Origin of the sequence: Cupriavidus taiwanensis, from assembly GCF_900249755.1 — a bacterium.
Classification (GTDB): Bacteria; Pseudomonadota; Gammaproteobacteria; order Burkholderiales; family Burkholderiaceae; genus Cupriavidus; species Cupriavidus taiwanensis_D.
This window is the reverse complement of record NZ_LT976853.1, coordinates 2,651,938-2,667,210: the sequence shown is the minus strand read 5'-3', so window position 1 is coordinate 2,667,210 and position 15,273 is coordinate 2,651,938. Positions and strand designations below refer to the sequence as shown.

The window sequence follows — 15,273 nt, the reverse complement described above, 5'->3', positions numbered from 1 at the left end:
GGAATGTCGGATAGTCCAAAAACACTCTTGCTCGTCGATGGATCGAGCTATCTGTATCGCGCTTATCACGCTTTGCCGGACCTGAGGAATGGGGAGGGTCTGCCCACAGGGGCAATCTACGGCATGATCAACATGCTGCGCAAGTTGCGCAACGACTACCCGGCAGAGTATAGCGCGTGCGTATTCGACGCCAAGGGCAAGACCTTTCGCGACGACCTCTATCCGGCCTACAAGGAACACCGCCCGTCGATGCCCGAGGACCTGGCGCGCCAGATCGAGCCGATCCACGAGGCCGTGCGCGCGCTGGGCTGGCCGATCGTGGTGGTCGACGGCGTCGAGGCCGACGACGTGATCGGCACATTGTCGCGCCAGGCCATGGCACAGGGCGTGCGCACGGTGGTGTCCACGGGCGACAAGGACCTGGCGCAGCTAGTCAACGAGCAGGTCACGCTGGTCAATACCATGAGCGGCGAGGTGCTCGATCCTCCCGGCGTGGTTGCCAAGTTCGGCGTGCCGCCCGAGCGCATCATCGATTATCTGTCGCTGATCGGCGATGCCGTCGACAACGTCCCGGGCGTGCCCAAGGTCGGCCCCAAGACCGCGGTCAAATGGCTGGCCGAGCATGGCTCGCTCGACGGCGTGATCGCGGCCGCGCCCGGCATCAAGGGCGTGGTCGGGGAGAACCTGCGCAACACGCTGGAATGGCTGCCGATGGCGCGCCGGCTGGTCACGGTCAAGACCGACTGCGATCTGAGCAAGTCGGTCGCCGATTTCCACGCGCTGCGCGAGACCGGCGAGGACAAGGAACAACTGGTCACGTTCTTCCAGCGCTATGGCTTCAAGACCTGGCTGCGCGAAGCCACCGGCGAAAGCCTGCCCGATGCGCGCGCCCAGGCCCGCGCCCGTGCCGCGGCCAGCGCGCCCGCGCAGGGCGGCCTGTTCGATGGGCCTGCGTCCGCGGCTGACGCCGCAGCGTCGCCGGTCGAGGATGCCGCACCGACCGAGATCCGCTACGAGACCGTCACCACCGAAGGCATGCTGGAAGACTGGCTGCGGCGCATCGAGTCCGCGCCGCTGGTGGCGATCGACACCGAAACGACTTCGCTCGATCCGATGCAGGCGCAGCTGGTCGGCATCTCGCTGTCGGCGGCGCCGGGCGAGGCCTGCTATATCCCGGTGGCGCATCGCGGCCCGGACGTGGCCGGCCTGCCCGAGCATGGCCAGCTCTCTCGCGAGTTCGTGCTGGAACGCATGCGCGCATGGCTGGAAGATGCCAGCCGCCCCAAGCTCGGCCAGAACCTGAAGTACGACGTCCATGTGTTCGCCAACCACGGCATCCAGCTGCGCGGCGTGGCGCACGACACCATGCTGCAGAGCTACGTGCTGGCCTCGCACCGCAACCACGGCATGGACAGCCTGGCCGAGCGCCTGCTGAGCCTGAAGACCATTACGTACGAAGAGGTCTGCGGCAAGGGCGCCAGCCAGATCGGCTTCGACCAGATCGACCTGGCCCGCGCCACCGAATACGCCGCCGAGGATGCCGACGTGACGCTGCGCCTGCATCGCAAGATGTTTCCGCAGGTCGAGGCCGCGGCGGGGCTGCGGCGCGTCTATGAAGAGATCGAGATGCCGGTCTCGGTGGTGCTGCAGAAGGTCGAGCGCAACGGCGTGCTGATCGACGCCGAGCGCCTGGCCGCGCAGAGCGCCGAGCTGGGCCTGCGCATGCTGGCGCTGGAGCAGTCGGCCTACGAGGCCGCGGGCCAGCCCTTCAACCTCGGTTCGCCCAAGCAGATCGGCGAGATCCTGTTCAACCAGATGAAGCTGCCGGTGGTGAAGAAGACCGCCAGCGGCGCACCGTCGACCGACGAAGAGGTGCTGCAGAAGCTGGCCGAGGACTACCCGCTGCCCAAGCTGCTGCTGGACTACCGCGGCCTGGCCAAGCTCAAGTCCACCTACACCGACAAGCTGCCGAAGATGGTCAACCCGCGAACCGGGCGCGTGCACACCAGCTACGGCCAGGCCACCGCGGTGACCGGGCGGCTGGCGTCGACCGAGCCCAACCTGCAGAACATCCCGGTGCGCACCGAGGAAGGCCGCCGCATCCGCGAGGCCTTTATCGCCGAACCGGGCAGCGTGATCGTGTCGGCCGACTATTCGCAGATCGAGCTGCGCATCATGGCCCATATCTCGGGCGACGAGAACCTGCTGCGCGCCTTTGCCAACGGCGAGGACATCCACCGCGCCACCGCCGGCGAGATCTTCGGCGTCGAACGCGAGGCGGTCAGCAGCGAGCAGCGCCGCTACGCCAAGGTGATCAACTTCGGCCTGATCTACGGCATGAGCGCATTCGGGCTGGCCAGCAACCTGGGCATCGAGCGCGACGCGGCCAGGCACTACATCGACCGCTACTTCATGCGCTATCCGGGCGTCGCCCATTACATGGAAGAAACGCGCCAGACCGCGCGCGAGCAGGGCTATGTCGAGACCGTGTTCGGCCGGCGGCTGTGGCTGCCGGATATCAACGGCGGCAGCGGCCCGCGCCGCCAGGCCGCCGAGCGCGCCGCCATCAACGCGCCGATGCAGGGCACCGCGGCCGACCTGATCAAGCTGTCGATGATCGCGGTGCAGGACTGGCTGGAGCGCGACGGCCTGCAGACTCGGCAGATCATGCAGGTGCACGATGAACTGGTGCTGGAGGTGCCCGAGCACGAGCTGGAACTGGTCAGGGCGCGCCTGCCCGAGCTGATGTGCACGGTGGCTGAACTGCGCGTGCCGCTGGTGGCCGAAGTGGGCAGCGGTGCCAACTGGGAGGAAGCGCACTAAACGCCCGCTGAAGGCGCGCTGAAGACCTCCCCCTGGCGAGCCGGCGCCGCGGCCGGCTCGCCGCCCCTGCGCAGCGGTATCGAATGAAGCGACTGCTGAGTCGGCGTGTGGCGCTTGCCAGCCATGCTGCAATGCAGCAGACTGTGGCAAACGCCTCAGGCAAGCATTCATAAAAACGCAGCAGGTAGACCATGACAGAAACAAGGACGCACCGCATCGTCGTCGTCGGCGGCGGAGCAGGGGGGCTGGAACTGGTAACCAGGCTGGGCGACAAGCTCGGCCGCAAGGGCGCGGCGCAGGTGGTGCTGGTCGACCGCCTGCCCACCCATATCTGGAAGCCGCTGCTGCATGAAGTGGCCGCCGGCAGCATGGATCCCAACACCCACCAGCTCGAATACGCGGCGCAGGCGCGCTGGCATCATTTCGAGTTCCAGCAGGGCGAGCTGACCGGCATCGACCGCACCCGCAAGACCATTTCCGTATCCGCCTGCGTCGACCAGGACGGCGCCGAGCTGCTGCCCGCGCGCGAACTGCCGTACGACACGCTGGTGCTGGCGATCGGCTGCGTCACGCATTTCTTCGGCGTGCCGGGCGCGGCCGAGCATGCCATCGCGCTCGACACCGTGGCGCAGGCCGAGCGCTTCCGCAAGCGGCTGATCGCGGCCTGCGTGCGCGCGCAGAACGGGCGCGGCCGCGTGGGCGACGACGGCCGTCCGCGCGTGGACGTGGCCATCATCGGCGCCGGCGCCACCGGCGTCGAACTGTCGGCCGAGCTGCGCAACACCGCGCACGTGCTCAGCGCCTATGGCCTGCACCGCCTCGACCCGCGCCGCGACGTGCGCATCCATGTGGTCGAGGCCGGTCCGCGCATCCTGCCGGCGCTGTCCGAGCGGGTCTCGGCCGAGACCGCCAAGCTGCTGAGGAAGCTGGACGTCGACGTCTTCACCAGCGAACGCGTCACCGAGGTCACGCCGCAGGCCGTGCTGACCGCCAGCGGCAAGACCATCGATGCCGACCTGACGGTGTGGGCCGCCGGCATCATCGCGCCCGCGGTGCTGGCCAGCCTGGGCCTGCCGGTCAGCCGCCAGGGCCAGATCGTGGTCGGCCCGACGCTGCAGAGCGAGGGCGACCCCGACATCTTCGCCTTTGGGGATTGCGCCAGCTGCCCGTGGCCGGAGAAGCAGACCTCGGTGCCGCCGCGCGCGCAGGCCGCGCACCAGCAGGCCACCTTCCTCTACCAGGCGCTGTGCGCACGGCTGGCGGGCCGGCCGCTGCCGCGGTTCACCTTCAAGGACTTCGGCTCGCTGGTGTCGCTGGGGCACTTCAGCGCGGTCGGCAGCCTGATGGGCGGGCTGATCGGCGGCTCGATGTTTATCGAAGGGCTGATGGCGCGCTTCATGTACACCTCGCTGTACCGGATGCACGTGATGGCGCTGCATGGCGCGGTGGGGATGGCGCTGGACACGGTCTCGCACTGGCTGCGCAGCAAGACCAGCCCGCGCGTCAAGCTGCACTGACACATTGCCGGGTTCCCCCGCTTGCGGGTGGGGGCAACGGCGGGCATGCGCCGCCATGTTTTCTCCATGTCTGCTTAAAATCTGGCGCTGGCGCCGCATGGCGGCCCAGCCACCAACGATCCTGGAGACACGCATGCTCAAACCAGAAGTGGATAGCCTGGTCCCCGGCCAGACCTTCGATCGCCGCGGCTTCGTCAAGACCGCGCTGGGTTCCGCCTTTGCCGCCGCGGCACTGCCGGTGATGGCGCAGCAGGCGATCAAGACCGATTTTGCCGGCCTGACCGCGGGCGAGGTCACGATCCCTTCGGGCGGCTTCAGCATGCCGGCCTATCGCGCGCAGCCGGAAGGCAAGAAGAACCTGCCGGTGGTGCTGGTGGTCAGCGAGATCTTCGGCGTGCACGAATATATCGCCGACGTGTGCCGGCGCCTGGCCAAGCAGGGCTACCTGGCGATCGCGCCCGAGCTGTTCGCGCGCCAGGGCGATCCGCAGAGCTTCGGCACCATCCAGGAACTGCAGCGCGAGGTGATCGCCAAGGTGCCCGACGCGCAGGTGATGGGCGACCTGGACGCCGCCGTGGCCTGGGCCGGTGCCAACGGCGGCGACATCGCGCGCGTGGGCATCACCGGGTTCTGCTGGGGCGGCCGCATGACCTGGCTCTACGCCGCGCACAGCCAGCGCCTGAAGGCCGGCGTGGCCTGGTACGGCCAGCTGGCGCCGGAGCCGACGCCGCTCAAGCCGAAGAACCCGATCGACCTGGCCGGCCAGCTCCATGCGCCGGTGCTCGGGCTGTATGGCGGCAAGGACACCGGCATCCCGCTGGAGCAGGTGGAGAAGATGAAGGCCGCGCTGGCGTCGTCGTCCGATCCGGATGCCAGGAAGTCGCGCTTCATCGTCTATCCCGAGTCCGGCCACGCCTTCCATGCCGACTACCGGCCCAGCTACCGCGAGGCCGATGCCCGGGACGGCTGGCAGAAGTGCCTGGACTGGTTCAGGCAGCACGGCGTCGCCTGACCCGGCAGCGCGGGGCCTGCCGTCCGACGGCAGGATTGCAAAGTCCCGGCGGATACGTACAATGCGGCCTTTGAGTTATTGCAACATTGTTGCGTTTGCCGCCCGGCGCGATGCGGGCGGAACGGCGGGGCCGCCCGGCACCGCCACCCCGGGAGCCCATCATCCATTCGACGCTTTTGTACATCCTGCTCGCCGCCACGATCTCGGGGGTGGGCAGCATCTTCGGGGCGGCGCTGCTGTCGCTGACGGTGGCGTCCCGCGCGGTCGAGCGCATGGTGAGCTTCTCGGTGGGCGTGCTGCTGGCCACCGCGCTGCTGCATTCGCTGCCCGAGGCCTTCGAGTCCGGCGCCGATCCGCGCGCGCTGTTCGGCACCCTGCTGGCGGGGCTGCTGGGTTTCTTCCTGCTGGAAAAACTGTCGCTGCTGCGCCATTCGCACCACCACGAGGGCGACGGGCACCATCACCACCACGGCCATGACCGCGAGGAAGCGGGGCGCAGCGGCCTGACCATCCTGGTCGGCGACACCTTCCACAACTTTGCCGACGGCATCGTGATCGCGGCGGCGTTCCTGGCGGATCCGCATATCGGCGTGGTCACCGCGCTGGCGATCGCGGCGCACGAGATCCCGCAGGAAGTGGGCGACTTTATCGTGCTGCTCAACGCCGGCTTCTCCAAGGCGCGCGCCTTTGCCTTCAACCTGCTGTCGAGCCTGGCGGCGATCGCCGGCGGGGTGGTCGGCTACTTCCTGCTCGACCAGCTGAGCGGCTGGATTCCCTACGTGCTGGTGATCGCGGCCAGCAGCTTTATCTATATCGCCGTCAGCGACCTGATGCCGCAGATGCAGCGCAAGCCGCGCTGGCGCGAATCGGCGATCCAGGTGGTGCTGGTGGCCGCGGGCATCGCCGCCATCGTCTACATCACCAACGGCGTGCACGAACGGCACAGCCACGGCGGGCACGGCCACGCCGCGCCCGCGGCTTCGTCACACTAGGCTCAGGCCGCGCCGGTGGCGACTGGGCGCGCCGGGTCGGCGCACCATTCGCTCCACGACCCCGGATACAGCGCCGCGCCGCCCAGGCCCGCCGCTTCCAGCGCCAGCAGGTTGTGGCAGGCCGTGACGCCCGAGCCGCACTGCATCACCGCCTGCGCCGGGGCGTGCGTGCCCAGCACCGCGCCGAACTCCGCGCGCAGCGTCCCGGCCGGCTTGAAGCGGCCCTCCGCGTCCAGGTTGTCCTTGAAGAAACGATTGACCGCGCCCGGGATATGGCCGCCGACCGGGTCCAGCGTCTCGTTCTCGCCGCGGAAGCGGTCGGGCGCGCGCGCGTCCACCACCAGCAGCCGGCCGTTGTCGAGATTGGCGACCAGCGCGTCGGCATCGACGGTCGGCACCAGCGACTTGCCGCGGCGGATCTTGCCCGGGATTTCCGGCTCGGCGGCGGCATCGTGCTCCAGCGGCAGGCCGGCCTTGACCCAGGCGTCCTTGCCGCCATCGAGCACGGCCACGGCATCGTGGCCGATCCAGCGCAGCAGCCACCACAGCCGCGCGGCGAACATGCCGCCCTGGGCGTCGTAGGCAACCACCGGGGTATCGTCGTCGATGCCGAGCGCCTGCAGGCGCGCGACCAGGTCGTCGGCGTCCGGCAGCGGGTGGCGGCCGTTGCGGCCGTTCTTAGGCCCCGACAGCTCGTTGTCCAGGTGCAGGTAGAAGGCGCCGGGCAGGTGGCCGGTGCGGTAGGCCTCGCGGCCGGCGGCCGGGTCGGCCAGGTCGAAGCTGCAGTCGATGACGACGCAGCGGCCGGGGCCGGCCAGCAGGGACTGCAGTGCGGTGACGGAAATCAGCGGTTTCTGCATGGGAATCCTGTAGCGGTCGAAAGAAGAAATCCAGTGCGGATCGGCTTACCGGAAGATGCTACACCTCGGGGTGCACTTCCGCCTCCGGCGACTTGACCGGCGTGGCGGGCGTGGGCTTGGCGTCGGTGCCCTGGCGCGCGCGCATCAGCGTGGTGGCGATGCCGCTGGCGATGATCAGCCCCATGCCCAGCCACGACAGCCAGTTCAGCCGATCGGACCAGATCATCATGCCCCATATGCTGGAAAAGACGATGCCGGCGTATTGCAGGTTGGCGGTCAGCAGGGTGTTGCCGCGCTTGTAGGCGCGCGTCATCGCGGTCTGGCCCAGCGTCGCCAGGATGCCGATCGCCAGCAGCAGGCCGGCGCCGTACCAGGTGTGCGGGCTGGTGCCGCCCAGCAGCATCCACACCAGCCCGGCGATCATGCCGACCAGCGAGAAATAGAACACGATGCGGCCCTCGGGCTCGCCCAGCTGGCCGAGCGCGCGCACTTCGACATAGGCCAGCGCGGTGAAGACGCCCGAGATCAGCCCGACCAGGCCGCCGGTCAACTGGTCCTTGCCCACCGACGGCTGCAGCAGGCAGATCACCCCGGCGAACGACAGCAGGATGGCCAGCACCAGCCGGCGGTCGGCGTTGCCGCCGGTGCCGGCCAGCGCCGCGCTGGCGCCCAGGATCAGCGCGATCCATACCGGCGACATGTAGTTCAGCGTCATCGCGGTGGCCAGCGGCAGCAGCGAGATCGAGGTGAACCACAGCATCAGCGAGGTCACGCCGAACACGCTGCGCTTGATATGCGACAGCATGTACGGCGTGCGCACCGAGACCCCGCGCGACGACAGCAGCACCCACATGATCACCACGCTGATCAGGCCGCGATAGAAGACGATCTCGCCGGTGGTGTACAGGTCGGACGCCAGCTTGACGCCAACCCCCATCAGCGAAAAGGCGAAGGCGGCGAACAGCATCCAGAGCGATTGCATGGCGAGGGCGCGGTAAAGCGAGCAGGAGCGAAGGAGAGGAGGCCGGCGCGCGAGCGGGGCTCTGCGGCTCCGCGTCAACCGCGCCGGACAATGATTCTAGCAGCGCACATCGCCCGCCAAAGCAAAACGGACCGCCGGGGCGGTCCGTTGCTGCAGGCTTTATGCAGTGATTTGTGCGCTGATCGCACTAGCCGGCATAGGCCATGGCGCGGCGGTACCACTCATGGAAGTGCTGCATGCCGTCTTCCATCGGCGACTGGTACGGGCCGACCTCGCTGGTGCCGCGCTTGAGCAGCGCCAGCCGGCCGGCATCCATGCGTTCGGCGATCTCGTCGTCCTCGATGCAGGTTTCCATGTAGGCGGCGCGCTCGGCCTCGACGAATTCGCGCTCGAACAGCGCGATTTCCTCGGGGTAGTAGAACTCGACCACATTGCGGGTCTTGCGCGGGCCCATCGGGTGCAGCGTCGAGATCACCAGCACGTTCGGGTACCACTCCACCATGATGTTGGGGTAGTAGGTCAGCCAGATCGCGCCGTGCCTGGGCAGCACGCCGTTGTTGAAGCGCAGCACCGCGTCATGCCATTTCTGGTACGTCGGGCTGCCGGGTCGCTTCAGGCCGGCGTGCAGGCCCACGGTCTGCACGCTGTGCCATTCGCCGAACTCCCACTTCAGGTCGTCGCACGAGACGAAGCTGCCCAGGCCCGGGTGGAACGGCACGACGTGGTAGTCCTCCAGATAGACCTCGATAAAGGTCTTCCAGTTGTAGTCGCACTCGTGCACCTCGACGTGGTCGAGCATGTAGCCGTCGAAGTTCAGGTCTTGCGCCACGCCCAGCCGCGCCAGGTCGGCGCGCACGTCGCGCGGGCCCTCGAACAGCAGGCCGTTCCAGTTCTGCAGCGGCGAGCGCTTCAGGTGCAGGCAGGGCTGCTGCTCGAAATGCGGCGCGCCGAGCAGTTCGCCCTTCAGGTCGTAGGTCCAGCGGTGCAGGGGGCAGACGATGTTCTGCCGGTTGCCGCGGCCATTCAGCATGATGGCCTGGCGGTGGCGGCAGACGTTGGACATCAGCTCGACGCCCGCGGCGTTGCGTACCAGCATGCGGCCTTCGTCCTCGGCCTTGAGCGTGTGGTAGTCGCCGGTTTCCGGAACCATCAGTTCATGGCCGACATAGCCCGGGCCATTCCTGAACAGCAGTTCGAGTTCTTGTTGATGCAGCGCTTCGTCGAAGTAGACGCCGACGGGCAGTTGCGAATCAGCCGGCGCCAGCTTGAGCGCGGTGCTGAGATTGGACATTATCCCCACTCCCAGATGAACAGGTGAAAGCAGTGAACAACCCAACCATCGAAAATTGAATCGATTTGGGAAAGACTGCCGCCCGGCGGGACACGGTTGCAACCCCTGGCGGCGAACGGGGGATTGTACCCGACCCGAAAAGTTAAGGGACTGATTTTTTTGCCTTTTTAGCGAAAAAGTCGACCCGGGTCGTCTTTCGGGTGCCGTAGCGGGCGCATTCGGAAAGACGACCCGAGCGCACAAGTCACTTCTGCATCAGAAGCACCTGATCGGGGCACGGTATCCCCCTGCAAGATGGGGGCAGGCGCGCGCTTTGGCGTAAAATCCGGGCTTCCCCATCCGGGCTTACCCATCCGGGATTCCCGGTTCCAGATTCCAGGGCCTGATATGCCAAGAACGACGACCGCTCCGGTCCAGACCGACAACCCCGCCGACGCCGCCCCGGCGCCGCCCGCCTCGTACGAGGCGGCGATGGCCGAACTGGAGACGCTGGTGGCCAGCATGGAAAGCGGCGAGCTGCCGCTCGAGGCCTCGCTGGCGGCGTACCGCCGCGGCGCCGAGCTGGTGCGCTACTGCCAGCAGAAGCTGGAGCGGGTCGAGCAGCAGGTGCGGGTGCTGGAAGGCGACGCGCTCAAGCCGCTGGCGGGCGACGGCAACGGTGCCAACGGATCACAGGGGGCGGACGAGGCATGAGCGACTTCGCACAATGGATGCAGGCGCAGGGCGTGCGCACCGAGGCCGCCCTGCAGGCCGCGCTGCCCGATGCCGGCACGGTGCCGCACACCCTGCACGAAGCGATGCGCTATGCTGCGCTGAGCGGCGGCAAGCGCGTGCGCCCGCTGCTGGTCCATGCCGCCGGCGAAGTCAGCGGCGCGGCCCCGGCGGCCTGCGACGCCGCCGCCTGCGCGGTCGAGATGATCCACGCCTACTCGCTGGTCCACGACGACATGCCGTGCATGGACGACGACGACCTGCGCCGCGGCCGTCCCACCGTGCACAAGGCCTATGACGAGGCCACCGCACTGCTGGTCGGCGATGCGCTGCAGACCCAGGCGTTCCTGGTGCTGGCCGAGGCCGGGCCGATCGCGCCCGCGGTGCGGCTGCAGCTGGTGGCGGAACTGGCGCGGGCATCGGGCTCCACCGGCATGGCCGGCGGCCAGGCGATCGACCTGCAGAACGTGGGCCGCGCCATGACGCGCGACGCGCTCGAGGCCATGCACCGCATGAAGACCGGCGCGCTGCTGCGCGCCAGCGTGCGCATGGGCGCCCTGTGTGGCGAGATCGATGCCCCGGGCCTGGCCGCGCTGGACCGCTATGCGGCCGCCGTGGGATTGGCGTTCCAGGTCGTAGACGATATTCTGGACGTCACCGCGGATACCGCGACGCTGGGCAAGACCGCCGGCAAGGACGCCGCCCACGACAAGCCCACCTACGTGTCGCTGCTGGGGCTGGACGCGGCCCGCGAACTGGCCGGGTCGCTGCGCGCCGAGGCGTACCAGGCGCTGGCCGGCTTCGGCGAGCGTGCCGCGCGCCTGCGCGACCTGGCGGACCTGATCGTGCTGCGCACGCATTAAACTGAGAGCCGGCCGAACGGACATCATGACCTACGCACTCCTCAACAAGATTGACGCCCCCGCGGACCTGCGCAAGCTGGACCGGCGCGAGCTCCAGACCCTGGCCGACGAACTGCGCGCCTACGTGCTGGAGTCGGTCTCGCAGACCGGCGGCCACCTGTCGTCCAACCTGGGCACGGTGGAATTGACCATCGCGCTGCACTACGTCTTCAACACCCCCGACGACCGGCTGGTGTGGGACGTGGGCCACCAGAGCTATCCGCACAAGATCCTGACCGGGCGCCGCGAGCGCATGCGCACGCTGCGCCAGTGGGGCGGCATCTCCGGCTTCCCGCGCCGCAGCGAGAGCGAATACGACACCTTCGGCACCGCGCACTCGTCGACCTCGATCTCGGCCGCGCTGGGCATGGCGCTGGGCGCGCGCACGCTGGGCCAGAAGCGGGTCTCGGTGGCGGTGATCGGCGACGGCGCGATGACCGCCGGCATGGCCTTCGAGGCGCTGAACAACGCCGGCGTCTACAAGGACCTGCCGCTGGTGGTGGTGCTCAACGACAACGACATGTCGATCTCGCCGCCGGTGGGCGCGCTCAACCGCCACCTGGCGCGGCTGCTGAGCGGCCAGTTCTACGCCGCCACCAAGAAGGGCATCGAGAAGGTGCTGTCGGTGGCGCCGCCGGTGCTGGAGTTCGCCAAGCGCTTCGAGGAACATGCCAAGGGCATGATGGTGCCGGCCACGCTGTTCGAGGAATTCGGCTTCAACTACATCGGCCCGATCGACGGGCACGACCTGAACTCGCTGGTGCCGACGCTGCAGAACATCCGCGAGCGCGCGCTCGAAGGCGGCGGCCCGCAGTTCCTGCACGTGGTCACCAAGAAGGGCCAGGGCTACAAGCTGGCCGAGGCCGACCCGATCCTGTACCACGGCCCGGGCAAGTTCAACCCGGCCGAAGGCATCCGCCCCGCCGCCAAGCCCGCGCGCAAGACCTACACGCAAGTGTTCGGCGACTGGCTATGCGACATGGCCGCGGCCGACAAGCGGCTGGTCGGCATCACCCCAGCGATGCGCGAAGGCTCGGGCATGGTCGAGTTCGAGCGGCGCTTCCCGGAGCGTTATTACGACGTCGGCATCGCCGAGCAGCATGCGGTGACCTTCGCCGGCGGCCTGGCGTGCGAAGGGCTGAAGCCGGTGGTGGCGATCTATTCCACCTTCCTGCAGCGCGGCTACGACCAGTTGATCCACGACGTGGCGCTGCAGAACCTGCCGGTGGTGTTCGCGCTGGACCGCGCCGGCCTGGTCGGTGCCGACGGCGCGACGCACGCGGGCGCCTACGATATCGCCTACCTGCGCTGCATCCCCAACATGATGGTGATGACGCCGTCCGACGAGAACGAGTGCCGCCAGTTGCTGACCACGGCATTCCAGCAGGACTGCCCGACCGCGGTGCGCTATCCGCGCGGCTCCGGCCCGGGCGCGGCGATCGCCGCCGACCTGGCGCCGGTGCCGGTGGGCAAGGGCGTGGTGCGCCGCGACGGCGGCGCGCGCGCCGGGCAGCGCGTCGGCTTGCTGGCGTTCGGCTCGATGGTGCATCCGGCGCTGGGCGCGGCCGAGGCGCTCGATGCCACGGTGGCGGACATGCGCTTCGTCAAGCCGCTCGACGTGGAACTGGTCAAGCGCCTGGCCGCGGAGAACGACTACCTGGTGACGGTGGAAGAGGGCAGCGTGATGGGCGGCGCCGGCAGCGCCGTGCTCGAAGCGCTGGCCGAGGCCGGCATCGACAAGCCGGTGCTGACGCTGGGCCTGCCCGACCGCTTCGTCGACCATGGCGACCCGGCCTACCTGCTGCAGCAATGCGGCCTCGACGCGGCCGGCATCGAGCGCTCGGTGCGCGAGCGTTTCGGGCTGGACCAGCCCCAGGTGACGGTCGCCTCGCGCGTGGCCTGATCACCTGCCATCCCGAGGGGATTCGGGCCGCCGCGCCACGGGTGCGTCCGAATTCCCTTACACTCCCCTTTTTTGTGTTCGCAGCTGCGGGTCGGCACGCCGGTGCCGGGTCCCGTGGTTTCACACTCGTTGCGCGGCATGGAGGGACTGCGAAAATGCCGCGACCGTAAGGGCCTGCGCCTGCCTGGTGCAACCCTGGAGGAAACCGTAGATGAATGACATCAACCCCGCCTTCGTGATGCCCGACGTCCAGTCGAGCCCCGACACCCGCCAGATCCCGATCCAGCGCGTCGGCGTGAAGGGCGTGCGCTATCCCGTGACCCTGAAGACCCCGGCCGGCATCGTGCCGACCGTCGGCACCTTCAACCTCGACGTGCACCTGCCCGCCGACCAGAAGGGCACGCATATGTCGCGCTTCGTCGCGCTGCTGGAAGAAGAGCGCGCGCCGCTGGAGCTGGCCAGCTTCCGGCTGATGCTGGACAAGATGCTGGAAAAGCTCGAAGCCGACGCCGGCCGCATCGAGGTCACGTTCCCGTACTTCATCAGCAAGATCGCGCCGGTGTCGGGCGTGGAGTCGCTGCTGGACTACGAGGTCACGCTGACCGGCGAAGTGCGCAACGGCGCCACGCGGGTGTTCCTGAAGGCGCTGGTGCCGGTGACCAGCCTGTGCCCGTGCTCGAAGAAGATCTCGCAGTACGGCGCGCACAACCAGCGTTCGCACATCACCATGAACGTGGAGCTGGCCGGCGAACTGCCGGTGGAAGCGCTGGTGCGCATGGCCGAGGAAGAGGCTTCGTGCGAACTGTGGGGGCTGCTGAAGCGGCCCGACGAAAAGTTCGTCACCGAGCGCGCCTACGAGAACCCCAAGTTCGTCGAGGACCTGGTGCGCGACATCGCCATGCGGCTCAATGCGGACGAGCGCATCGTGGCCTATGTGCTCGAGGCGGAGAACTTCGAGTCGATCCACAACCACAGCGCGTATGCGGTGATCGAGCGGGATAAGCGCGTGGGTTGATTGGGTTGTTGTGCAAGAAAAAAGCCACCGGATCCGGTGGCTTTTTTCTTGGGCTACGAGGCTTGATTTCGCGCTTGTTTGCTCCCCTCTCCCGCGAGCGGGAGAGGGAGTACCCAAGCGGTCATTGGATGCGCTTGGGGCCTGGCACACCTCACGCCACCGACGGCAACCGGATATCCGCCAGATCCCAGCGCGGCGTCACGCCATAGCCATACTCATGCCGCGCCAGTTCGGGAGCAGCCTGCAGCCGCATCGCGCCGGCGAACGCAATCATCGCGCCGTTGTCGGTGCAGAACGCCAGGTCCGGGTAATAGACCTCCAGCTTGCGCTGCTTGCCGATCTGGTCCAGCCGCTCGCGCAGCTGCCGGTTGGCACCGACGCCGCCGGCAACCACCAGCCGCTTGTGCCCGGTCTGCTTGAGCGCCGCCATCGACTTGGCCGCCAGCACATCGACGATCGCATCGACAAAGGCGCGCGCCAGGTTGGCGCGGTCCTGCTCGCAGGTATTGGCCAGCTTGCGGGTTTGCGTCAGCACCGCGGTCTTGAGCCCGGCGAAGGAAAAATCCAGGTTGCCCGAATGCAGCATCGGCCGCGGCAGCTCGAATGCGCCGGGCACGCCGAACTCGGCCAGGCGCGACACTTCGGGCCCGCCCGGATAGCCCAGCCCCAGCAGCTTGGCGGTCTTGTCGAAGGCTTCGCCGGCGGCGTCGTCCAGGGTTTCGCCGAGCAGCGTGTAGTCGCCGATGCCGCGCACTTCCATCAGCTGCGTGTGTCCGCCCGACACCAGCAGCGCCACGAACGGGAACGGCGGCGGCTCGCGCGTCAGCAGCGGCGACAGCAGGTGGCCTTCCAGGTGGTGCACGCCCACCATCGGCACGTTCAGCGCGAAGCCCAGCGCATTGGCCACCGAGGCGCCGACCAGCAGCGCGCCGGCCAGGCCGGGGCCCTGGGTGAATGCAATGGCGTCGATGTCCTGGCGGGTGCGGCCGGCGTCGGCCAGCACCTGCTCCAGCAGCGGCAGCACGCGGCGGATATGGTCGCGCGAGGCCAGCTCGGGGACCACGCCGCCGTAGTCGCGGTGCATGGCGATCTGCGAGTGCAGCGCGTGCGCGAGCAGGCCGGCGCCGGTGTCATAGAGGGCGAGGCCGGTTTCGTCGCAGGAAGATTCGATGCCAAGGACAAGCATGGGAGGCATGACGCCGTTCTCGGTGAGGGAAACAGCCGTCGAAACAAGGGTTTGCGGGAAGCGCGCAGGGTAGCACAGC

12 protein-coding genes are annotated in these 15,273 nt (G+C 68.3%); 8 read left to right on the top strand and 4 right to left on the bottom strand.

Annotated elements, in window-relative coordinates:
- The first annotated feature begins 3 nt into the window (after positions 1-3).
- The 4 genes from polA to CBM2594_RS12160 all read left to right on the top strand — a co-directional run bounded on the left by polA (position 4) and on the right by CBM2594_RS12160 (position 6,344).
- Positions 4-2,823 carry a DNA polymerase I gene (polA, locus tag CBM2594_RS12175; protein WP_116357040.1) on the top strand — a complete coding sequence of 940 codons (2,820 nt, stop codon included), beginning with the start codon at positions 4-6 and terminating at the stop codon, positions 2,821-2,823.
- A gap of 191 nt (positions 2,824-3,014) precedes the next feature.
- Complete coding sequence (locus CBM2594_RS12170; RefSeq protein ID WP_116357039.1) at positions 3,015-4,340, top strand: NAD(P)/FAD-dependent oxidoreductase; 1,326 nt, start codon at positions 3,015-3,017, stop codon at positions 4,338-4,340.
- A gap of 133 nt (positions 4,341-4,473) precedes the next feature.
- Positions 4,474-5,352 carry a dienelactone hydrolase family protein gene (locus tag CBM2594_RS12165; RefSeq protein WP_116357038.1) on the top strand — a complete coding sequence of 293 codons (879 nt, stop codon included), beginning with the start codon at positions 4,474-4,476 and terminating at the stop codon, positions 5,350-5,352.
- A gap of 110 nt (positions 5,353-5,462) precedes the next feature.
- Positions 5,463-6,344 carry a ZIP family metal transporter gene (locus tag CBM2594_RS12160; RefSeq protein ID WP_116357037.1) on the top strand — a complete coding sequence of 294 codons (882 nt, stop codon included), beginning with the start codon at positions 5,463-5,465 and terminating at the stop codon, positions 6,342-6,344.
- 2 nt (positions 6,345-6,346) lie between these two features.
- Here the strand turns inward: CBM2594_RS12160 and CBM2594_RS12155 are convergent, their stop codons facing one another.
- From CBM2594_RS12155 to CBM2594_RS12145, 3 genes are all read right to left on the bottom strand, one after another.
- On the bottom strand, positions 6,347-7,204 hold the full coding sequence (locus tag CBM2594_RS12155) for a sulfurtransferase (RefSeq protein ID WP_116357036.1): 858 nt from the start codon (positions 7,202-7,204) through the stop codon (positions 6,347-6,349).
- 58 nt (positions 7,205-7,262) lie between these two features.
- The gene (locus CBM2594_RS12150) at positions 7,263-8,186 is read right to left on the bottom strand and encodes a DMT family transporter (protein WP_116357035.1); all 924 of its coding nucleotides are present in this window, start codon (positions 8,184-8,186) and stop codon (positions 7,263-7,265) included.
- Positions 8,187-8,373: 187 nt separating this feature from the next.
- The gene (locus tag CBM2594_RS12145; RefSeq protein ID WP_116357034.1) at positions 8,374-9,477 is read right to left on the bottom strand and encodes an aromatic ring-hydroxylating oxygenase subunit alpha; all 1,104 of its coding nucleotides are present in this window, start codon (positions 9,475-9,477) and stop codon (positions 8,374-8,376) included.
- Between the two features lie 387 nt (positions 9,478-9,864).
- Here CBM2594_RS12145 and CBM2594_RS12140 point away from each other — a divergent pair, with 387 nt between their 5' ends.
- The 4 genes from CBM2594_RS12140 to folE2 all read left to right on the top strand — a co-directional run bounded on the left by CBM2594_RS12140 (position 9,865) and on the right by folE2 (position 14,008).
- A complete protein-coding gene (locus CBM2594_RS12140; protein WP_116357033.1) occupies positions 9,865-10,170 on the top strand; it encodes an exodeoxyribonuclease VII small subunit in 306 nt (101 codons plus the stop codon).
- Positions 10,167-11,051, top strand: coding sequence for a polyprenyl synthetase family protein (locus tag CBM2594_RS12135; protein ID WP_116357032.1), 885 nt, complete (start codon positions 10,167-10,169; stop codon positions 11,049-11,051). Before CBM2594_RS12140 ends, CBM2594_RS12135 begins: the two co-directional genes overlap by 4 nt.
- Positions 11,052-11,076: 25 nt before the next feature.
- Complete coding sequence (gene dxs, locus CBM2594_RS12130; protein ID WP_116357031.1) at positions 11,077-12,993, top strand: 1-deoxy-D-xylulose-5-phosphate synthase; 1,917 nt, start codon at positions 11,077-11,079, stop codon at positions 12,991-12,993.
- 211 nt (positions 12,994-13,204) lie between these two features.
- A complete protein-coding gene (gene folE2 / locus CBM2594_RS12125) occupies positions 13,205-14,008 on the top strand; it encodes a GTP cyclohydrolase FolE2 (RefSeq protein WP_116357030.1) in 804 nt (267 codons plus the stop codon).
- A 151-nt stretch (positions 14,009-14,159) separates the two neighbouring features.
- Here the strand turns inward: folE2 and tsaD are convergent, their stop codons facing one another.
- The gene (gene tsaD, locus CBM2594_RS12120) at positions 14,160-15,194 is read right to left on the bottom strand and encodes a tRNA (adenosine(37)-N6)-threonylcarbamoyltransferase complex transferase subunit TsaD (protein ID WP_116357029.1); all 1,035 of its coding nucleotides are present in this window, start codon (positions 15,192-15,194) and stop codon (positions 14,160-14,162) included.
- Positions 15,195-15,273: the final 79 nt, after the last annotated feature.

Excerpts from the sequence above, each read along its gene's own strand:
- folE2 (WP_116357030.1), top strand. The coding sequence starts at position 13,205 with ATGAATGACATCAACCCCGCCTTCGTGATGCCCGACGTCCAGTCGAGC.
- CBM2594_RS12160 (WP_116357037.1), top strand. The coding sequence starts at position 5,463 with ATGCGGGCGGAACGGCGGGGCCGCCCGGCACCGCCACCCCGGGAGCCC.
- CBM2594_RS12165 (WP_116357038.1), top strand. The coding sequence starts at position 4,474 with ATGCTCAAACCAGAAGTGGATAGCCTGGTCCCCGGCCAGACCTTCGAT.
- polA (WP_116357040.1), top strand. The coding sequence starts at position 4 with ATGTCGGATAGTCCAAAAACACTCTTGCTCGTCGATGGATCGAGCTAT.
- CBM2594_RS12155 (WP_116357036.1), bottom strand. The coding sequence starts at position 7,204 with ATGCAGAAACCGCTGATTTCCGTCACCGCACTGCAGTCCCTGCTGGCC.
- CBM2594_RS12150 (WP_116357035.1), bottom strand. The coding sequence starts at position 8,186 with ATGCAATCGCTCTGGATGCTGTTCGCCGCCTTCGCCTTTTCGCTGATG.
- CBM2594_RS12135 (WP_116357032.1), top strand. The coding sequence starts at position 10,167 with ATGAGCGACTTCGCACAATGGATGCAGGCGCAGGGCGTGCGCACCGAG.
- CBM2594_RS12170 (WP_116357039.1), top strand. The coding sequence starts at position 3,015 with ATGACAGAAACAAGGACGCACCGCATCGTCGTCGTCGGCGGCGGAGCA.
- tsaD (WP_116357029.1), bottom strand. The coding sequence starts at position 15,194 with ATGCTTGTCCTTGGCATCGAATCTTCCTGCGACGAAACCGGCCTCGCC.
- dxs (WP_116357031.1), top strand. The coding sequence starts at position 11,077 with ATGACCTACGCACTCCTCAACAAGATTGACGCCCCCGCGGACCTGCGC.
- CBM2594_RS12145 (WP_116357034.1), bottom strand. The coding sequence starts at position 9,477 with ATGTCCAATCTCAGCACCGCGCTCAAGCTGGCGCCGGCTGATTCGCAA.
- CBM2594_RS12140 (WP_116357033.1), top strand. The coding sequence starts at position 9,865 with ATGCCAAGAACGACGACCGCTCCGGTCCAGACCGACAACCCCGCCGAC.